The following is an 18464-nucleotide window of genomic DNA, read 5'->3' on the forward strand; positions in this document are numbered from 1 at the left end:
CAATATTATTTTAAAAATAGCTTAATCATAAAACAGAATAATTCGTTCAAATTTCTAATGTTGTTTCCACTAAATTTTAAACGGAATAAATTGAATTAAACGGATTCTAAAGCATTTTGAATTACTTGATATATTCTATCCAATTGTTTTTCAGAAATAATGTAAGGTGGTAAAATGTAAACAATATTACCAACCGGTCTTAGAATTACGCCATTTTCGATAAAAAAATTATATAGTTTATTACGCAATGTTCCGTAATAACTTTCGCTGCTCTCTGTTTTTATTTCTAATGCAAAAATAACTCCCAAAACCCTTGTTGTCAAAACTCTAGGATGATTTGCTATCTTTTTTTGAAATGCCAAATGACTCTTGTTTACTCGCAATAGATTATCTTGCATTTCTGAAGTTTGCAACAGCTCCAAACTAGCCAAAGCAGCAGCGCAGCCGGTAGGATTTGCCGTGAAAGTATGGCCATGAAACAAAGCTTTATTGATATCCTCATCATAAAAAGCATCAAAAATATCCTGAGTAAAAGTGGTAATTGCCATAGGAATAGTACCTCCAGTAAGCGCTTTAGACAAGCACATCATATCTGGCATTTCAACTTGATAATCCATTGCAAATGTTTTACCTGTTTTACCAAAACCAGTCATTACTTCATCAGCAATTGTAAGTACATTGTTGACACGACATATTCGAATAAGCTCATCTAGAGCTTCTGGCTCATACATAACCATTCCAGCAGCTCCTTGCACAAGCGGTTCAAAGATAAAACCAGCACAATTATGGCTCTGAATCACATTTTTCAAGGTCTCAAAACTTTCTTGTTCTTGACCTTTTACAGGAACTGGAATTCGTATCACATCTATAAACATACCTTGAAAAGCCTGCGTGTAAAATGAAATTCCACTAGCAGCCATTGCTGCAAATGTATCTCCATGAAAAGCATTTTCAAAAGCAATAATGGTAGTTTTCTTTTCTCCTTTATTAAAAAAATATTGTAATGCAACTTTTATCGCTACTTCAACTGCTGTAGAACCGTTGTCTGAAAAAAATATTTTCTGTTGATTTTTAGGCAAAATTTTAATAAGCTTTTCAGCCAAAACTATAGCGGGTTCATGCGTAAATCCTCCAAAGAGAACATGTTCTAAAGTTGTAAGTTGTTTGTAAATCGCATCTGCAATGAACTTATTAGAGTGCCCAAAGGGATTCACCCACCACGATGCTATAGCATCTATATATTCTTTGTCATTTTCATCCCACAGCAAAGCTCCTTCTCCCTTTTTGATGGCGATTGGTAAAGCAGCTGTTTTGTGTTGGGTATATGGATGCCAAAGATGTTGACTATCTCTTTCTATTAAACTCATTCTATTAAAATTATAAGATTTTTAATTTCATTTGCGTTCAAATAAAATTAGTTGAGAATTCTATAACTACTATTCGAGTCTTAGTAAATTCTCTTTAAAAATAGCAGCATAATATTGAATGACATTTTGATCAAAATAAGGCTCTTCTTCAATTCTACCAATAAATGTTAGCCCTGTTTTAAACAAAATAACCGATTCTGATGCTTTATTTTCTTGACCATTAAAAATAATACCCGCTACTTTAATATTTCTATTTTGTAGAGCTTCAATAGTTAGTAAAGTGTGATTAATACTTCCCAGATAATGACGTGAAACAACTATGACTTTATAATCTGGCTGAATTAAATCAACTATAGTATCACGATTATTTATAGGAACAAAAATTCCTCCTGCACCTTCTATCACTAAATGATTTTGAGTCTCCGGTACAATTATATTATTTAAATCAATTGTAATTCCATCTAATTCTGCGGCTAAATGAGGACTAGCTGGTGTATTTAAAGCGTAACTATTTTCAAAAAAATGAGTTTTTTTGTTGGATACATAGCGCTTTATTTTGTGAGTGTCTGAATTTTCTAAATCTCCCGCTTGAATCGGTTTCCAATAATCAGCTTCTAATGCTTCCGTTATAATCGCCGAGGCAATCGTTTTGCCTACATCAGTTCCTATTCCAGTTATAAATAGTTTCATTTTTTATTTATTTGAGTACAAAAATAAAAAACCCATCGTTAAGATGGGCGATTTATTATTCTTCTTTTAGTTCGTCTAAAACTTGACGTATTTGTTTGGCGTATTTTCCATAAAATCTATTGACCCAAACCTCCAGTGCAATACCCATAGAAAGAAAACTAAAAACCACAATCGAAAAAACACCTATCATCTGAAAATTAGTGATTTCGGAAGTTAAAAAGCCTGGCGCTTTTGAAAACTTATAATATAAAAAACCTATTAGCGACAAAATTATAAAAGGTATTAAAGCAAATCCAAAGGTTTTATACAATTCCATATTCAACCTAATATCGAAATACGTTTCATACAAATTATCTTTAGTTTTCATTGTAATAGCATTAATTCTTACATAAAACAAGTATAATTTTACCAGATAATAAACGCATATTGCTAGAAACAGACTAAAAAAGAGATAAAACAAAGGAATTAATTCTTTAGGAAAATCATATATTAGGGGCACAAATCCTGTAAAAACAATTGATAGTATTTGATAAAAAAACTCCTTTTTTAAATTTTTTCTAATTTTATCCAAAGGGGTATTAGCGGCTTCTATTTTTTTTAAATTAGTTGGAAGAACGACATTATCTATCTTTTCGTTATTCCATTGTTTTTGTATATCATTAAAATCCATATCCTTGATTTTTTATAATTTCTTTTAATTTTTCTTTTGCTCTGTTTAATTTTACTCTGGCATTCCCTTCTGAAATTCCCATGTTCTCACCAATTTCTTTGTGTGAGAATCCTTCTAACTGATAGAAAATAATAGCTTTATCAATTTTTTCTAACTTTTGAACTGCTTTATAAAAATGATCTAATTGACTTTCCTTAATATCAGAATCCGTCTCTTCCTCTTTTATATTATCAGATGGAATTTCATATTTATCTACTTTTCTTTTTTCTTTCTTTAAAAAAACAATAGCGGTATTAATTGCCACACGATACATCCATGTTGAAAATTGGCTTTCATTACGGAACGAATCGTATGACTTCCAGAGCTGACAAACAATCTCCTGAAATAAATCTTGCTGATCATCAGGTTTATCCATGTACATCTTAGAAACTTTATACAAAATTCCTTTATGCTTTTCAATGCGGGTCAAAAACTCCTTCTCTTTTTCTTTCAAAACAAAACTATTTCATTATTGGATTCACAACATATCCAGCTTTTCTAAGCAAATTAATTACACCAAATTCACCTGCTAAATGTGCGGCACCAACCGCCACAAAAACTGCCTTTTTATCCATTAGTTTAGGCAAAATCTTCACCCAATTTTGATTTCTAATGTCAAGCATTTGTTCTTTGGTATGTTGATTCATTTGTTGTTTATCTACCATTTTATCATACATCAAACTTATGTTTTCGCTTTTATAGTCATCCACTAGTTTTGACATGTTATTTTGTGTTATTTCTCCAAGCATTGTAATCATCTCGTCATTTGTATAAGCACCATCAATGATGGCTAACTGAGACTTTACCGTTTCAAAACCTTTGATTTCTATATTATTCTTTTTAGCTAATTTCATAAATTCCATTTCATACAACTTGAAATCACTACAACCAAAGGCTTTCATGCTAACCAAACTCATTACTGCGGTTAAACTAAAACCATTCACTTGGTCAATGTTCATAGCTGCCGTATTTTTCAGTATTTGATCTAATTTAAATAATTGATCAGGATTTAATATTTTGTTTAACGACTCTTTGCCCATTGCCATTTTTTGCATGTCTTGAATCTCTTTAGCATCTGATAAGTTAATTTCTAAAATTAATTCCTCTGAATTTGCAAAAGCTTTTTTTACTTTTTCAGATAGAAAATAATCTTCTGCACATATCATATGAATCGTTCCATAGAGATAGGAAGGTTTCGTTAAGCCTTTTCCAGTAATTTCCCAAAGTAAAGAATTTTCAGAAGTAGAAGAAGAAGTTGTTTGCTGTGCATTACTTATTGCACTAATTAAAATTGTAAGAACTACAATAGTTGCTTTAAAAAAATTTTTCATGATTGTGATTGATTAAGTTGTTGATTGATTTTTTTGATGATTAAAACTCCTTAAAATTATTTACTCCATTTTTTACGTTGCCAAGAAGCTAATGAAATTACAAATAAACAACTCATTATAATGAGCAACGAGAAGTTCGCTTTTTGTAATATAAAATGGTTGACTAACGAAAAACAAAGTCCCATAGAGGTTAAGAAAATAAAAAAGGAACTAACTAAATTTTCTTTTGAAGTAATTGATTGTGGTTTCATAAAACTATTTATTTTTGATTACTACTCGTAAGTAATCAAACAATTGAAACGTTACAAAAAAAGAATAAATTATTTTAATAAAGGCGTAAACAAAGGGCTTAGCGAATATATTTTATAGAAAAAATCGCTAATAGATAAGTTCCAACATAGCTAAGAATCGTTTTAAAAAACAATCTTTGCTAGTAATTCTAAAAGTTGTTTGATCTCTTCTTTAGAATTAAAACTATGCAAACAAAAACGCAAACGCTCTTGTCCAGCAGGAACAGTTGGTGACAATATGGCTTTGACATCAAAACCATTTTTTTGCAATTCACCAGCAATCCTTTTTACGTTTTCATTCCCGGGAATAATGGCACTTTGAATCGCTGATTTACTGCGAACAAAGAGCTGTTTTAAACCCATCAAAACCAGCTGTTGATTAAAATAGATGATGTTTTGCTTTAAATCTAGAATGCTTTTTTTATCGCTTTCTAAAGACCTATATGCAACTAAAATTGCAGCAACAGCGTGCGGAGAAAGTCCGGTCGTGTAGATGAAACTTCGAGCGAAATTAACGAGATAACTTTTTAATTCTTCTGATCCTAAAATTGCTGCTCCATGACAACCCAAACCTTTACCAAAAGTCATAATCCTGGCAAAAATGTGGTTTTCCAATCCAAGCATCTGAACCAATCCTTCGCCATTTTCTCCAAAAACTCCTAATGCATGCGCTTCATCAATTACTAAAAAACAATTGTATTTATCCGACAGCGCTACTAATTCTTCCATGTTAGGACAATCGCCATCCATAGAGAATACGGATTCAGTAACAATATAAAGAGTAGCATTGGGATTTCGTACTATGATTTTCTCCAAATCTTCAAAATCATTATGATTGAATTTATAGGCTTTTGCGTTTGACATTAAAATACCATCCCGAATCGAAGCATGACAAAGCTCATCATATAAAATAATATCGTTGCGTTGCGGCACAGCGCTAAAAAAACCAACATTGGCATCGTAACCCGAATTAAAAATTAACGCTGCTTCTGACTGATTAAATTGAGCTATAAAATCCTCTGTCTCTAGATATAATTTATGATTTCCAGAAAGTAATCTAGAACCAGTAGCACCATTTTTTTTAAGATTACTTTGAATCAAATACTCATGGGTTTGATTAAAAACAATTTCTGAATTTGCTAAACCAAGGTAATCATTGGATGAAAAATCGATTAGATTATTAGGAATACCTAGTTTACGAAGAGAATTTGATTCAATTCGCTGCGTTAATCGATCAGATATTGATTTTGGAAATCTTTTCATAGTTTGTAAAAATAATAAATTTCTAACAAGTGAATTGCATTTATCACAAAGTAGTTTTAACACATTTTAATTTATTAAAGTTACTTTCAAATAAATAATTTCAGTTTGAAATGGAATGCAAAGTCAACTAAATATTCAATTATAATTATTTTAAAAAACCATTTTAAGCTGCTATCATTTCTTAAAACTAATAAATTATAAATGTAGAAATTATATAAAAAAAAAGCCAAACATTGCTGTTTGGCTTTTTTTTAAACTGAAATTGTCTTAGTCAACTAAAACGATAACTTTATTATCTTTCATTTCAATTGTACCTGAATTGATAGCTAATGTATAATTTTGATCATCCAGCTTCGTGAATTTACTTGCTACTTCTTTTGCAAAAGTAAAATTAGAAGCTGTAATTTTCACCACTCCTTGTTCTAAAATTGAAACTATAGGGGCGTGATTATTCAAAATTTGAAAGCTTCCGTCAATTCCAGGTAAGGTAACCGAAGTTACTTCTGCTGAAAATAATTTTGCTTCTGGTGATACTATTTCTAAAATCATTTTTATTGCTTTAGGCTTTAAGCTTTAGGCTTTAAGCATTTTTAATATTATGCTTCTGCTAACATTTTTTCTCCAGCTTCGATCGCTTCTTCAATAGTTCCTTTAAGGTTGAAAGCAGATTCTGGCAAGTGATCTAATTCACCATCAATAATCATGTTAAATCCTTTGATAGTATCTTTAATATCTACTAAAACACCTTTTAAACCTGTAAATTGCTCAGCAACGTGGAACGGTTGAGATAAGAAACGTTGAACACGACGTGCTCTAGAAACAGATAATTTATCTTCTTCAGATAATTCTTCCATACCAAGAATTGCGATAATATCTTGCAATTGTTTGTATTTTTGAAGGATTTCTTTTACTCTTTGTGCACAGTCATAATGCTCATCACCTAAAATTTGTGGAGTCAAAATTCTTGAAGTTGAATCTAATGGATCAACTGCAGGATAGATTCCTAATTCAGCAATTTTACGAGACAATACAGTTGTAGCATCAAGGTGAGCAAATGTAGTTGCTGGCGCCGGGTCAGTTAAATCATCCGCAGGAACGTAAACCGCTTGTACTGATGTAATAGATCCTTTGTTTGTAGAAGTAATACGCTCTTGCATCGCACCCATTTCTGTTGCTAATGTTGGTTGGTATCCTACTGCAGATGGCATACGACCTAAAAGTGCCGAAACCTCTGATCCTGCTTGTGTAAAACGGAAGATATTATCAACGAAGAACAAAACGTCTTTTCCTTGATCAGTTCCTGCTCCATCACGGAAATACTCAGCGATAGATAATCCAGAAAGTGCTACACGAGCACGAGCTCCAGGAGGCTCATTCATTTGACCGAAAACGAAAGTAGCTTTTGACTCTCTCATTCCTGGCATATCCACTTTAGATAAATCCCATCCTCCATTTTCCATAGAGTGCATGAATTCATCACCGTATTTTATAATTCCTGACTCTAACATCTCACGAAGCAAGTCATTTCCTTCACGTGTTCTTTCTCCTACTCCTGCGAATACAGAAAGTCCACCGTGACCTTTTGCAATATTGTTAATCAATTCCTGAATCAATACTGTTTTACCAACACCTGCACCACCAAACAATCCAATTTTCCCTCCTTTTGAGTAAGGCTCAATTAAATCGATTACTTTAATACCTGTGAATAAAACTTCAGATGAAGTTGATAAATCTTCGAAACGTGGCGCTTGACGGTGAATAGACATTCCGTTTTCACCTGTTTTTGGCAAGTTTCCTAAACCATCAATTGCATCACCAATCACATTGAATAGACGTCCGTAAACATCAGCACCAACTGGCATTTGGATAGGATTTCCTGTTCCAACTACTTCATAACCTCTACTCAAACCATCTGTTGAGTCCATCGAAATGGTACGTACGGTATTTTCACCGATGTGAGATTGTACTTCAAGTACCAATAAAGTACCATCTTTTTTTGTGATTTCTAACGAATCATAAATTTTTGGAAGTTCAACATCCTTACCGTTGAAAACTACGTCAACTACTGGTCCAATGATTTGGGCAACTTTTCCTATTACTTTTGACATTACTTATGTATTTATTAAATAGCTATTTAGGTTTATGAATTAGTATCAACCGAAACGTATCGATTACATGCTTTTTTCAGTTTGCAAAGATAATTTTTTAAAATAAAAAATCAACATCTTTTTGTTATAAAAAAAAGAAAATTTAAATCATTTCATAAAAACAGATTTTAAATAACAAAACAGTTCATTTCTATTTCTAAAATAAAAAAAACCACCACGTTACAAAAACGGGTGGTATAGGCAAAAATACTACAGATAACCTACTATAATGAAGCTGGATATAAAATTGGATACAATCCTAAATTAACCTTTGGCAATGTCGAACCGTATTTGGTGTTGATTGCTGCGCTAAAATAATTTGCGATCAAAGCATAACCTCTTGGACTTGGATGCACACCATCAAGAGAAAACGAACCTCCCGTTACGTAGGTTGAAGTCATTGTAAATCCATTACCAACTATTCCTACAGATGACAATTGATTCATAATTGTCTTCGTGTCCACAAAAGCCAACCCTTTTGCATCGGCAATTGTTTTTATCGTTACATTATAAGCATCTGTCGCTACTACGATTTCAGCAACTTCAGCTGGTATTAAAACATGTTTGTCTTGAAGAGGAAATGTAATTCCAAACTTATTCAATGGAGACGGAGGAGCTATACCTAATCCTGAATCTAAAGCTGTTGGAGCAGTTCCAATAACAGATTGTACAGGCAAAACTACTAAGTCTGCAGCTGTAGCTTGTCTTGCCTGACCAAAAATAGCTCCGTAAAATGCTGCTGTTTGAGGTCCTAGATCAACAGTTAAAACAGCAGTTAATTGAGCTGATAAATTAGGCAAAGACTCATCCTTAATCAATAAAGGATTAGAAACTGTTTTTGAAAGTAAATTAATCCTACTACCTGCATTCAAATATGTCAATGCATTTTTCAAAGGGCCGTATAGTTGTGCATTAAGCGCATCAATCGTTGCGTTACCAACCGGAACACTGCCTCCACCTAAAACACTTGCAGTTAAAGGATTAAAAGGAACAGTAGTAAAATAAGGAAGCGTACTAACATAAGGAAGATTAGCAACTACGCCTTTAGCGCCATTAGCTGTCAAACTATTAACCATACCCGAATAGACACTTGCAAACACAGAAGGATCTGTAATGTCATTCCCTCCATAAGTCCCTGGATTTAAATTACCTGTTTGGTTTACACCAACACCACCTGAGGTAGCATACCCCAAAACATCATTTCCTCCTATCCATAAAGAAAAGAAAGTAGGAGCTTGCACCATAGCATCACCAACTACCGTTGCACCAGAAGTAGTTGCAAATCTTGCAAAATAAGGATTTGCAGCCCCAGAGGCCACTCCAGCTACATTACCGTAACCTGGCGCAATTAAATGATAACTTTTAGCTCCTGGAACTCCTAAATTATTAAACGGACCAACAATACGAGTTGACACTTCTGTAGTAGGATTACCACTTACAGCAACCGGTCCTACACCATTAAAATACAAACGGGTTCCTGCTATAATATTTCCACCAAGAAGCAATCCTCCTTTATTGTCTGAAGTAAGCGGTGTCTTAAAATCTCCTCCACCCGCTAATTTAAACTGTTGAGCTAAAACGTTTACGTAAGAACCCTGCTGTCCCTTAATAAAAAGGGCACCATCACTATAACCTGCGGCAAAGGAATCTCCTAAGGCAACGTATTTTGCAAAATTAGCTGACCCTGGAACTACAGTTGCTTCAGCCGAAACCACATCATCATCATCATTATTATTACATGCTACAAAGCTTAAAGAAACTAATAGTAGCCATTTTAAATTTTTTATCATTTTTTTCTGTGTTTTTTATTAACGACTGATTTTTAAGGATTGATTGTCCAAGACGCAAAAAATTGCTGTCCTATTAATCCAGCTCCTAATACCTGAGTGTATTCTTTACCTCCAATATTCGAAGCACCCAACTTAATTGTTGATTTTAACTTGAGGATGTTATAATTAATTTGAGCATCAATTACAGTAGCAGCATCGATCATGCCGTCAACCATCGTAGATTGCCATAAATATTCACTATTCCATCTTCCACTTACATTAAAACCAAAATTATCGAATAATTTTTCGTTTCCAAATGATGCTTTTACTCTGTGTTTTGGTGTATTAAAACCCGCTTCAAAACTCGGATCTTTAGCTTGATCAAATTTGAATTCTGCATAATTATAGTTCACACCTACTTCAAAATCTTTATATACTTTTTTAGAAAGACCCACACCAAATCCCATTGATTTAATTTCAACGTCGGTATTAGTATAGAGTTGATAAGCTCTGAAATTGCCATTTTGAAGCGCATGTATAGATTGAGTTCCAGCATTTGTAGGTCCTGCTAAAGGATTTGGAGCGTCTTGTGCTGTTCCATAAAGTGGCGCTACTACATTTAAATTACCAATAAAATCATTGTAAATATTGTAATATCCGTTCAAATCAACAGAAACACCATTCAAGAAAGAACGATAACCCAATTCATAAGCCTTTACTTGTTCTGGTTTCACATAATTCACGTTTGTTTTTTTCAATACCGCAGGATTACCAGAAGCGCTCAAAGCAGCAACAGAAGAAGCAGTATAAGAATTGTTATAAGCATTTAGACCAGTAACAACTACATTAGCCGATCCAGCAAACGCCTGTCCTACAGCTGTTGAAACGGGTAATGTTTCACTGTACCTGGTTAAGTTATCAGGTGCAGATCCTAATAAAACTGCATTTCCTACATTAAAACCAATGTACTGATCTTGAGTTGATGGATTTCTAAAACCTGTTTGATAAGAAGCTCTAAAGTTATGCTTCTTGTTTTCACCACCCGAATAAACTAGTGATAATCTAGGAGAAATATTACCATCGAAATTTTTAGATTTATCGTAACGCACAGAACCCGTAAATTTTAATCTATCATCTAATAACTTTTTTGTCAATTGTGTGTATGCACCATAATCATTATAATGTATCGGGCCATTAGCATCGGTATAAATTCTTCCATGAGAGTTCAACTCATACTCTCTGTATGAACCACCAACTTGAATTTCTGCAAAATCAATTAGATCTTTAAAATTATAATTTACATCAGTGTGGTAAATTTTAGAATTGTCAACCAACTTAGAACCTGAAAGCACACTCGCTTCACTAATTACACTATTAAATGCACTTTTAAATGCAGCCGTTCCAGGAATCAACCTTCCGGTATCTGCTACACTTCTTGCTGCGATATGGGCTTGTTCTGGAGTTGCACCCCCTAATGTAGATGTAACATACTGACCCGCATACTGACCAAACCATGTCTTATCATCTTTCCAAACTCTGTTTACATTAATACCTGTAAAAAGCATATCGTATGATTTTCCTCCATCTTCATTAGTAGTATACCCTCTTACAAAAAAGTTTTTCCCTTTTAATTCTAATTTATGTTGTTGCATAAAAAAATCATTTAGGTAATATCTATTAGCCCCTTGATAAACCGCGTTACCGTAACCAAATTTACTTTGCCAAATAATTTCGAAATCATTTTCAAAAGGTTTGTAATGAAGAGAAAAGTCAATTTTGGTATTACTCGCTTTATTATCTGTCAAGCTGGTTTCATCGTATCCTGTTCTGCTCACATTATAATCTGGCAAAAGATTTATAGCTCCAACAGGAATTAAACCTAACGCTGCCAATGATTGCCCCACTCCTTTTAAATTGGTACTCACTTCATCACCATACACATTTATCCCGTCATAATTAGGATTACTCCTATCTCTTCCTACAATTGTTTTATCTTTATAATTAGTAGCATACCAATCCGTACCTCTCATATAAGTAAAGTTCGCTTTAGCAGCGAATTTTGGACTAAAAGCATGTGCAATTCTAATTCCGTAATCAACATAGTCATTACTTCCTGCCGCATTTTGAACAGTCTGTCCATATTTCGCATAAGCGGTAATTCCTTGACTTGTAAAAGGACTTTTACTATTCATAAACAAAATACCATTAAAGGCATTTGCACCATACAAAGCAGAAGAAGCACCAGGCAACAACTCAACGCTCTGAACATCAATTTCAGAAACTCCTATCATATTACCTAAAACAAAATTTAATAAAGGAGAAGAGTTATCCATTCCGTCTACTAATTGCATAAAACGGGTATTAGCTACCGTTGCAAAACCTCTAGTGTTAATGGATTTAAAAGTCAAACTACTCGTATTCATTTGAACTTCTTTCAAGTTTTCCAGTCCTTCATAAAAAGTAGCAGAAGCTGATTTTTTTATATCTGCAATTCCCATTCTTTCGATAGTAACAGGCGACTCAATTACTCTTTCTGGAGTTCTCGAAGCAGACACTACAATTTCATCTAATTTGTTTTCCTCATCTAAAAGTTGTACAGAAACCTTTTGATTTGCCGAAGAAATAGTAACTTTTTTAGATCCAAAACCAACACTAGTTACCTCAATGACAAACGGAAGTTTTTTTGAGGATTGTAACTTAAAAGAACCATCAAAATCGGCGACAGTACCTGACGAATCACCAACGACTTTAATATTGGCTCCAGGAATAGGTTGGTTGTTACTATCGGTAACAAAACCTGTAATTGTATTTTGCGCAAAAGTTAGACTGCAAAAAAACAAAGACAAAAAAAGTAAATACACTCTCATTTGGTTATAATTTGTTGGTTTATCACGCCAAAGTACAAATATTTTTGATATTAATAAAAAAAGTGTTTAAATATCTCATTTTTCATACTTAATTCACACCATTTATACATATTATACAATTAAATTTAACCATCTATTTTAGAGAATACTATCAAAACGGCAAAATACCACTATGCGTGCATATAAAAAATACACATATATCAAAAAAATTATTAATTTCTAAAAATATGATAAAAGTGATATAACCAACATAATTAACGTTCCATTTACAAAGAAATCAAAGTTTTAATCAAAAAAAAGCCTTGAGAAAATCCTCAAGGCTTGATTATAAGTAGTATATAAAACGTGTTACTCTACAGTAACTGATTTAGCTAAATTTCTAGGCTGATCTACATTACAGCCTCTCATTACCGCTATGTGATAAGATAAAAGTTGCAAAGGTATAGTTGTAATCAAAGGAGACAAGGCATCCGAGGTTTCTGGAATTTCAATAATATAATCTGCCAATTCACGAACTTGAGTATCCCCTTTCGTTACCACAGCGATGATTTTTCCACTTCTAGATTTAATTTCCTGAATATTACTTACGATTTTATCATAGTGTCCTTGTTTAGGCGCTATTACAATAACAGGCATAAGCTCATCAATCAATGCAATTGGACCGTGTTTCATTTCTGCAGCAGGATAACCTTCCGCATGAATATAAGAGATCTCTTTTAATTTAAGTGCTCCTTCAAGAGCAACAGGGAAATTATAACCTCTTCCTAAATACAAACAATTAGGCGCATCTTTAAATACAGCAGCAATTTCTTTTGCTTTCTCATTAGTTTCTAAAGCTTCTTTAACTTTTTCGGGAATAATTTCAAGCTCATTTAAATAAGCATGAAAAACCGAAGTAGACAAAGTCCCTTTTGCTTTTGCTAAACGCAAAGCAATCATTGTTAAAACTGTAATTTGTGTGGTAAATGCTTTTGTTGATGCAACACCTATTTCTGGACCTGCATGCGTGTAAGCACCTGCATGAGTTTCTCTAGAAATAGAAGACCCTACTACATTACAAACTCCAAAAACAAAAGCTCCATTTTCTTTTGCTAGTTTAATTGCAGCCATAGTATCTGCCGTTTCTCCTGATTGAGAAATAGCAATCACAACGTCATTTCTATTTATGATTGGATTTCTATATCTAAACTCAGAAGCATACTCTACCTCTACAGGAATTCTAGTAAATTCTTCAAAAATATATTCGGCTACTAAGCCAGCATGCCATGAAGTACCACAAGCAACAATAATAATCCTTTCTGCGTTTAAGAATTTCTCTAAATTATCCTCAACACCTGCCATTTGAATTAAACCTTCGTTGGCATGAAGACGACCTCTATAAGTATCTTTAATAACACTAGGTTGCTCATAAATTTCTTTCAACATAAAATGGTCGTAACCTCCTTTTTCAATTTGCTCCAAATTCATTTGTAGCTCTTGTATTGTAGGATTAACCAAAGAATCATCTTGAATTTTACGCACTTTCATAGGTTTGTGTAACCTAATATTTGCCATTTCTCCGTCCTCAAGATATACCGCATTTGAAGTATATTCTATAAATGGCGAAGCATCAGAGGCGATAAAATACTCTCCTTCTCCAATACCAATTGCTAAAGGACTACCCAAACGTGCGGCAACAATCTCATTAGGTGTTTTTTTATCAAAAACAGCAATCGCATACGCTCCAACTACTTGGTTTAAAGCTACCTGAACTGCTTTTCCTAATTTCAAATTATCTTTTTTCTGAACTTCTTCAATAAGATTAACTAAAACTTCAGTGTCAGTATCAGAATGAAATACATAACCTCTTTTTATTAATTCTGCTTTAAGAGGTGCATAATTTTCAATAATTCCATTATGTATAATAGCTAAATCACCTGAATTTGAAATGTGAGGATGTGAATTAACATCATTGGGAACACCATGTGTAGCCCAACGTGTATGACCAATTCCAATAGTACCAGTAAGCGTGATTTCTTTTTCAGCTCTTTCTTCAAGATCTGAAACCTTTCCTTTCGCTTTAGCAACTTTCATTTCAAGACCATCATACAACATGACACCAGCACTATCATATCCTCTATACTCAAGTCTTTTCAATCCTTTTATTACAATAGGATAAGCTTCTCTATATCCAATATATCCAACGATTCCGCACATAAATTTCTTTTAATTTGGTTTTGTAAAATAAATCTCCAATTTTAATCTTTTATCATCTGGAACGGTAGATTTTCCGCTGTATAAAACGGTCCCTAAAGGGTTCATTACAGAAGCTTTTGGTGCTTGTGAAATAAAAGAATTAGCCGTTTTAAGTTTAGATGAAACAGTATTTGCAATATTTTCAGTAACTACTAAGCCTAATTTAACATTAGTAGAATCCTTATTGTTTATCAAATTTCTAATTTGATTTGTAATTCTAATTTTATAAGTAGAACCTCTTTTAGTAGTCGCATCCAATTTTAAAAGTCCTCCAAAAACTACTTTGGATTTTTTAGGAAAACTAACATTAGAAGTTGGATCAGAGTAATCAATTATTGGACGATTATTTTTAAAATCATACAAATAAACCCTCTGTGGTTCATCAGCACCAGTCATAGCACTAGCATCGATGTGAAAAACTAAATTAGCTTCATTAACTAAAACTTTTTTACCCTTACCAGGATTTCTCAAATCATCTAACTCATCTGGAACTCCGTTTGGACCAGAAGTTAGATTACCATTACTATCATATCCCTTTATATCTTTTTTGTCAAACAATTCTAAAACAGAAACGGAACCTTGTCCCCCTTTTAAGTACAAACGCTCATCTCCCGCAACGTTGTCACCAACACTAGGCAAACTATTATACGCAGATCCACTAACAGTATAATCATTTTTCAGTAAGCTTACTGTATTTCCAGACATATTAAGAACAATAGTTTTCTTTTCACGAGTTGGAGCACCTCCAGTAGTGGAAGCCAAATCTTGATTATAGGTAATTGTTATTTTACCTGCTTTAAAATTAAGCATGGCTAAATTTCCTGCGCTAGATCCTGATTTCTCAACTTTAAAATAAAGTCCTTTAAAATGATTTCTAAAAGCTTCATTAGAGGCCAATTTACCTGAACTGATAGCGTCTAAAATTTTAGTTTTAAAATAGGCTTTGTTTAAATTCAAATTCATTGCAGGTGCAATATATTTTGTAGTTTTTACACCTGTCAAAGAATCTTTGACGTCTACAACATCTTCGGAGGAATCAAAGAAAAATTCATTATTCTGAGAATCATCATCACTATCATTTAATACAGTTGGTTCTTTTTTAGTATCAAATAAATCATTTTGATCTGTAAAAAAAGTTTGTTCCTGATATCCTGTAATAGGTCCCGGATTAACCATAGAATATCCAGATTCATAGACACTTAATTTCATTTTAGCCATCTGTGGACCATAAATAGAATCTAGAACATAAACATGACTACCAGTAGCATTAGTTTTTGTTTTACTTTCATCAATATAATAAGGAACTGTCAAAACTACACTTTCTACATAAGGTCTAGCACCAATTGAGGTTACAAAAGAAGACAAAGCCAATTGCGTATTAAAATTTGCAGTTGTTTCTCCAAAAACAGGATTATTATAAATACCTAACGGATTTACATCAAGATTATTAGATTGAATCGGACCTGTTTTTAGATTATAACCTAAAACACTATATGTGGTACTTGCTAAATCAAAATTATTTCCACCAATTATATCGCCACCAACTTCATTGTAATCTTTATCACAGGAATACAAAACAAAAACAGTCGCTACTAAAAGAATTTTCTTAAAAAAAGAATTATTATACATATTTATCAAAAAAGTTTAATTTAAAGAACTTGGTCTCTATAGAAATTAGTGTACGCTTCGGCGAAAGCATCTTTCGAGCCGAAAGGTAAAAAAGGTTTTCCCGAAGATTCTATAAATTTTGTTAAACTTGAAGGCACGTTATCTGAGGCAATAATAACTGCGTCAGAATGACTAATAGAGGCTTTTAAGATGTTTTCGTAGTTTGGCACTTCTAGATCAGCTATTGCTTCTGCGGGAACTCCATCAAACTTTACTTTATTAATCATTCCCATATTCAAAGTCCCTTCAAAAGAGGGAGAATAAACAGAAGTAACAATTTTAGTTTCAGAAAACAGAGCTTCGTTTTTATAAAAATGCTTCATATAGATAGGCAACATAGCCGCCATCCATCCATGAACATGAATAATATCCGGAACCCAATTCAGTTTCTTAACTGTTTCAACCACACCTTTTGCAAAGAAAATAGCACGTTCGTCATTATCTGGGAACATTACACCTTCTTCATCTGTAAAAGTTGCTTTTCTTTTAAAATATTCATCATTATCAATAAAATAAACTTGAATTCTTTCCTTAGGAATAGAAGCTACTTTAATAATCAATGGCATATCCAAGTCATTTACAACCAAATTCATTCCCGAAAGTCTAATTACTTCGTGTAATTGGTGTCTTCTCTCGTTAATATTTCCATACCTAGGCATAAAAATTCGTATCTGTCCACCTTGGTCATTAATCATTTTAGGAACGTCATAAGACATTAAAGAGACCTCGTTTTCAGCGAGATAAGGTACCACTTCAGATGATACATATAATATCCTCTTATCTTTCATATTATAATTTGCTTAATTTATTGGCAATAAAAACCAAGCAAAATTACAAAAATTTATGCAGTTATTAACTAAAATAGTAAGTTTGCATTTAATTTTAATAATACTGCCATGCCTATTTTCTACGGAAAAGCAACTTTAATGGATCATTTGAAATCGATTAAAACACCTGATTCTACTATTGGATTTGTTCCAACCATGGGTGCTTTGCATCAAGGACATTTGGCTTTAATGCGGCAATCATTATTGGAAAACGACAATACAGTGGTAAGTATTTTTGTTAATCCAACGCAATTTAATAACCCTGAAGACTTAGCTAAATATCCTAGAACTTTAGAAGACGATATAAAAAAATTAGATAATTTAGATCCTTCAATTATATTATACGCTCCTTCTGTAGACGACATTTACGAAGGAAAAGTCGTTTCACAGAACTTTGATTTCGACGGTTTAGAAAACCAAATGGAAGGTAAATTTAGACCAGGACATTTTGACGGTGTTGGCACAATAGTAAAACGCCTTTTTGAAATTGTAGCACCCACAAAAGCGTATTTTGGAGAAAAAGATTTTCAGCAATTACAAATTGTAAAAAAAATGGTCGCTAAAAATGGTTTAAAAGTAGCAATCATTGGATGCCCAATTTTTAGAGAAGAGAATCACCTTGCTATGAGCTCAAGAAATGAGCGTTTATCCAATAAAGAAAGAGAAGATGCTGCTATTATCTATAAAATATTGAGTACTGTAAAAGAAAAGTTTAAAACAGAAACCACAAAGGAAATTTCTGAATGGGTAAGCGATTATTTAAAAAAAGATGCTCATTTTGAATTAGAATATTTTACAATAGCAGATGAAGAAACCCTTTTGTCTTGCACAGAAAAAATAGAAAATAAAAAATACAGAGCTTTTATTGCCGTATTAGTCAATAACATCCGCCTAATAGATACTATTTCATTAAATTAATTTACTTTTGTACCATGCAAATTCAAGTTTTAAAATCAAAAATTCATCGTGTTAAAGTAACCGGTGCCGATCTTAATTATATCGGTAGTATTACTATTGACGAAGCATTATTAGAGGCTTCTAATATGATAGAGGGAGAGAAAGTTTCTATTGTAAATATCAATAACGGCGAACGCTTTGAAACATACGCTATAAAAGGAGAGAAAAATTCAGGAACAATAACTCTGAATGGTCCAGCGGCTAGAAAAGTTCAAAAAGATGATGTAATCATTATCATCTCTTACGCAACTATGGAGTTTGAAGAAGCTAAAACATTCAAGCCATGGGTTATTTTTCCAAATGAAAAGGATAACTCGCTAACCTAATAGTCTTATAAAACTCTT

Annotated in this window: 16 protein-coding genes; 2 read left to right on the forward strand and 14 right to left on the reverse strand. The window is 33.0% G+C overall.

What is annotated here, in order from left to right:
* Window positions 1–95 precede the first annotated feature (95 nt).
* The 14 genes from bioA to J3S90_RS04375 all read right to left on the reverse strand — a co-directional run bounded on the left by bioA (window position 96) and on the right by J3S90_RS04375 (window position 17124).
* Window positions 96–1367: an adenosylmethionine--8-amino-7-oxononanoate transaminase gene (gene bioA / locus J3S90_RS04310; RefSeq protein WP_210644964.1), complete on the reverse strand. Its 1272-nt coding sequence runs from the start codon at window positions 1365–1367 to the stop codon at window positions 96–98.
* A gap of 69 nt (window positions 1368–1436) precedes the next feature.
* Entirely contained in the window at window positions 1437–2057 is a 621-nt protein-coding gene (bioD, locus tag J3S90_RS04315; RefSeq protein ID WP_188049137.1) for a dethiobiotin synthase, read from the reverse strand.
* Window positions 2058–2112: 55 nt separating this feature from the next.
* Window positions 2113–2727, reverse strand: coding sequence for a hypothetical protein (locus tag J3S90_RS04320; protein WP_210644966.1), 615 nt, complete (start codon window positions 2725–2727; stop codon window positions 2113–2115).
* Window positions 2717–3220: an RNA polymerase sigma factor gene (locus J3S90_RS04325; protein WP_210644968.1), complete on the reverse strand. Its 504-nt coding sequence runs from the start codon at window positions 3218–3220 to the stop codon at window positions 2717–2719. The genes J3S90_RS04320 and J3S90_RS04325 overlap by 11 nt, the downstream gene beginning before the upstream one ends.
* A 7-nt stretch (window positions 3221–3227) precedes the next feature.
* Window positions 3228–4097 (reverse strand): TraB/GumN family protein, encoded by an 870-nt coding sequence (locus tag J3S90_RS04330; RefSeq protein WP_210644971.1) that lies wholly within the window; start codon window positions 4095–4097, stop codon window positions 3228–3230.
* A gap of 56 nt (window positions 4098–4153) precedes the next feature.
* Complete coding sequence (locus tag J3S90_RS04335) at window positions 4154–4348, reverse strand: hypothetical protein (RefSeq protein WP_210644973.1); 195 nt, start codon at window positions 4346–4348, stop codon at window positions 4154–4156.
* A 162-nt stretch (window positions 4349–4510) separates the two neighbouring features.
* Window positions 4511–5650: an aminotransferase class I/II-fold pyridoxal phosphate-dependent enzyme gene (locus J3S90_RS04340; RefSeq protein WP_210644975.1), complete on the reverse strand. Its 1140-nt coding sequence runs from the start codon at window positions 5648–5650 to the stop codon at window positions 4511–4513.
* A 267-nt stretch (window positions 5651–5917) separates the two neighbouring features.
* Entirely contained in the window at window positions 5918–6199 is a 282-nt protein-coding gene (locus J3S90_RS04345) for a F0F1 ATP synthase subunit epsilon (protein ID WP_188049143.1), read from the reverse strand.
* A gap of 47 nt (window positions 6200–6246) precedes the next feature.
* Window positions 6247–7758 carry a F0F1 ATP synthase subunit beta gene (atpD, locus tag J3S90_RS04350; RefSeq protein WP_188049144.1) on the reverse strand — a complete coding sequence of 504 codons (1512 nt, stop codon included), beginning with the start codon at window positions 7756–7758 and terminating at the stop codon, window positions 6247–6249.
* Window positions 7759–8021: 263 nt separating this feature from the next.
* Complete coding sequence (locus J3S90_RS04355; protein WP_210644978.1) at window positions 8022–9587, reverse strand: SGNH/GDSL hydrolase family protein; 1566 nt, start codon at window positions 9585–9587, stop codon at window positions 8022–8024.
* Window positions 9588–9619: 32 nt separating this feature from the next.
* Window positions 9620–12433, reverse strand: a complete 2814-nt coding sequence (locus tag J3S90_RS04360) for a TonB-dependent receptor (RefSeq protein ID WP_210644980.1) — start codon at window positions 12431–12433, stop codon at window positions 9620–9622.
* A gap of 348 nt (window positions 12434–12781) precedes the next feature.
* A complete protein-coding gene (gene glmS / locus J3S90_RS04365; protein WP_210644981.1) occupies window positions 12782–14629 on the reverse strand; it encodes a glutamine--fructose-6-phosphate transaminase (isomerizing) in 1848 nt (615 codons plus the stop codon).
* Window positions 14630–14638: 9 nt separating this feature from the next.
* On the reverse strand, window positions 14639–16297 hold the full coding sequence (locus J3S90_RS04370) for a DUF4270 domain-containing protein (protein ID WP_210644983.1): 1659 nt from the start codon (window positions 16295–16297) through the stop codon (window positions 14639–14641).
* A gap of 20 nt (window positions 16298–16317) precedes the next feature.
* Window positions 16318–17124 (reverse strand): glycogen/starch synthase, encoded by an 807-nt coding sequence (locus tag J3S90_RS04375; protein ID WP_188049149.1) that lies wholly within the window; start codon window positions 17122–17124, stop codon window positions 16318–16320.
* 108 nt (window positions 17125–17232) lie between these two features.
* Here J3S90_RS04375 and panC point away from each other — a divergent pair, with 108 nt between their 5' ends.
* Together panC and panD are read left to right on the forward strand one after the other, a co-directional pair.
* Window positions 17233–18081 (forward strand): pantoate--beta-alanine ligase, encoded by an 849-nt coding sequence (gene panC, locus J3S90_RS04380; RefSeq protein WP_210644985.1) that lies wholly within the window; start codon window positions 17233–17235, stop codon window positions 18079–18081.
* Window positions 18082–18095: 14 nt separating this feature from the next.
* Window positions 18096–18446: an aspartate 1-decarboxylase gene (panD, locus tag J3S90_RS04385; protein ID WP_188049151.1), complete on the forward strand. Its 351-nt coding sequence runs from the start codon at window positions 18096–18098 to the stop codon at window positions 18444–18446.
* Window positions 18447–18464 lie beyond the last annotated feature (18 nt).

The organism is Flavobacterium flabelliforme (assembly GCF_017948675.1).
Taxonomy (GTDB): Bacteria; Bacteroidota; Bacteroidia; order Flavobacteriales; family Flavobacteriaceae; genus Flavobacterium; species Flavobacterium pygoscelis.

Coding starts and splice junctions, on each gene's coding strand:
- glmS (WP_210644981.1), bottom strand. CDS start 14,629: ATGTGCGGAATCGTTGGATATATTGGATATAGAGAAGCTTATCCTATT.
- J3S90_RS04360 (WP_210644980.1), bottom strand. CDS start 12,433: ATGAGAGTGTATTTACTTTTTTTGTCTTTGTTTTTTTGCAGTCTAACT.
- J3S90_RS04320 (WP_210644966.1), bottom strand. CDS start 2,727: ATGGATTTTAATGATATACAAAAACAATGGAATAACGAAAAGATAGAT.
- J3S90_RS04330 (WP_210644971.1), bottom strand. CDS start 4,097: ATGAAAAATTTTTTTAAAGCAACTATTGTAGTTCTTACAATTTTAATT.
- J3S90_RS04340 (WP_210644975.1), bottom strand. CDS start 5,650: ATGAAAAGATTTCCAAAATCAATATCTGATCGATTAACGCAGCGAATT.
- atpD (WP_188049144.1), bottom strand. CDS start 7,758: ATGTCAAAAGTAATAGGAAAAGTTGCCCAAATCATTGGACCAGTAGTT.
- panC (WP_210644985.1), top strand. CDS start 17,233: ATGCCTATTTTCTACGGAAAAGCAACTTTAATGGATCATTTGAAATCG.
- J3S90_RS04375 (WP_188049149.1), bottom strand. CDS start 17,124: ATGAAAGATAAGAGGATATTATATGTATCATCTGAAGTGGTACCTTAT.
- bioD (WP_188049137.1), bottom strand. CDS start 2,057: ATGAAACTATTTATAACTGGAATAGGAACTGATGTAGGCAAAACGATT.
- J3S90_RS04335 (WP_210644973.1), bottom strand. CDS start 4,348: ATGAAACCACAATCAATTACTTCAAAAGAAAATTTAGTTAGTTCCTTT.
- J3S90_RS04345 (WP_188049143.1), bottom strand. CDS start 6,199: ATGATTTTAGAAATAGTATCACCAGAAGCAAAATTATTTTCAGCAGAA.
- J3S90_RS04370 (WP_210644983.1), bottom strand. CDS start 16,297: ATGTATAATAATTCTTTTTTTAAGAAAATTCTTTTAGTAGCGACTGTT.
- J3S90_RS04355 (WP_210644978.1), bottom strand. CDS start 9,587: ATGATAAAAAATTTAAAATGGCTACTATTAGTTTCTTTAAGCTTTGTA.
- bioA (WP_210644964.1), bottom strand. CDS start 1,367: ATGAGTTTAATAGAAAGAGATAGTCAACATCTTTGGCATCCATATACC.
- panD (WP_188049151.1), top strand. CDS start 18,096: ATGCAAATTCAAGTTTTAAAATCAAAAATTCATCGTGTTAAAGTAACC.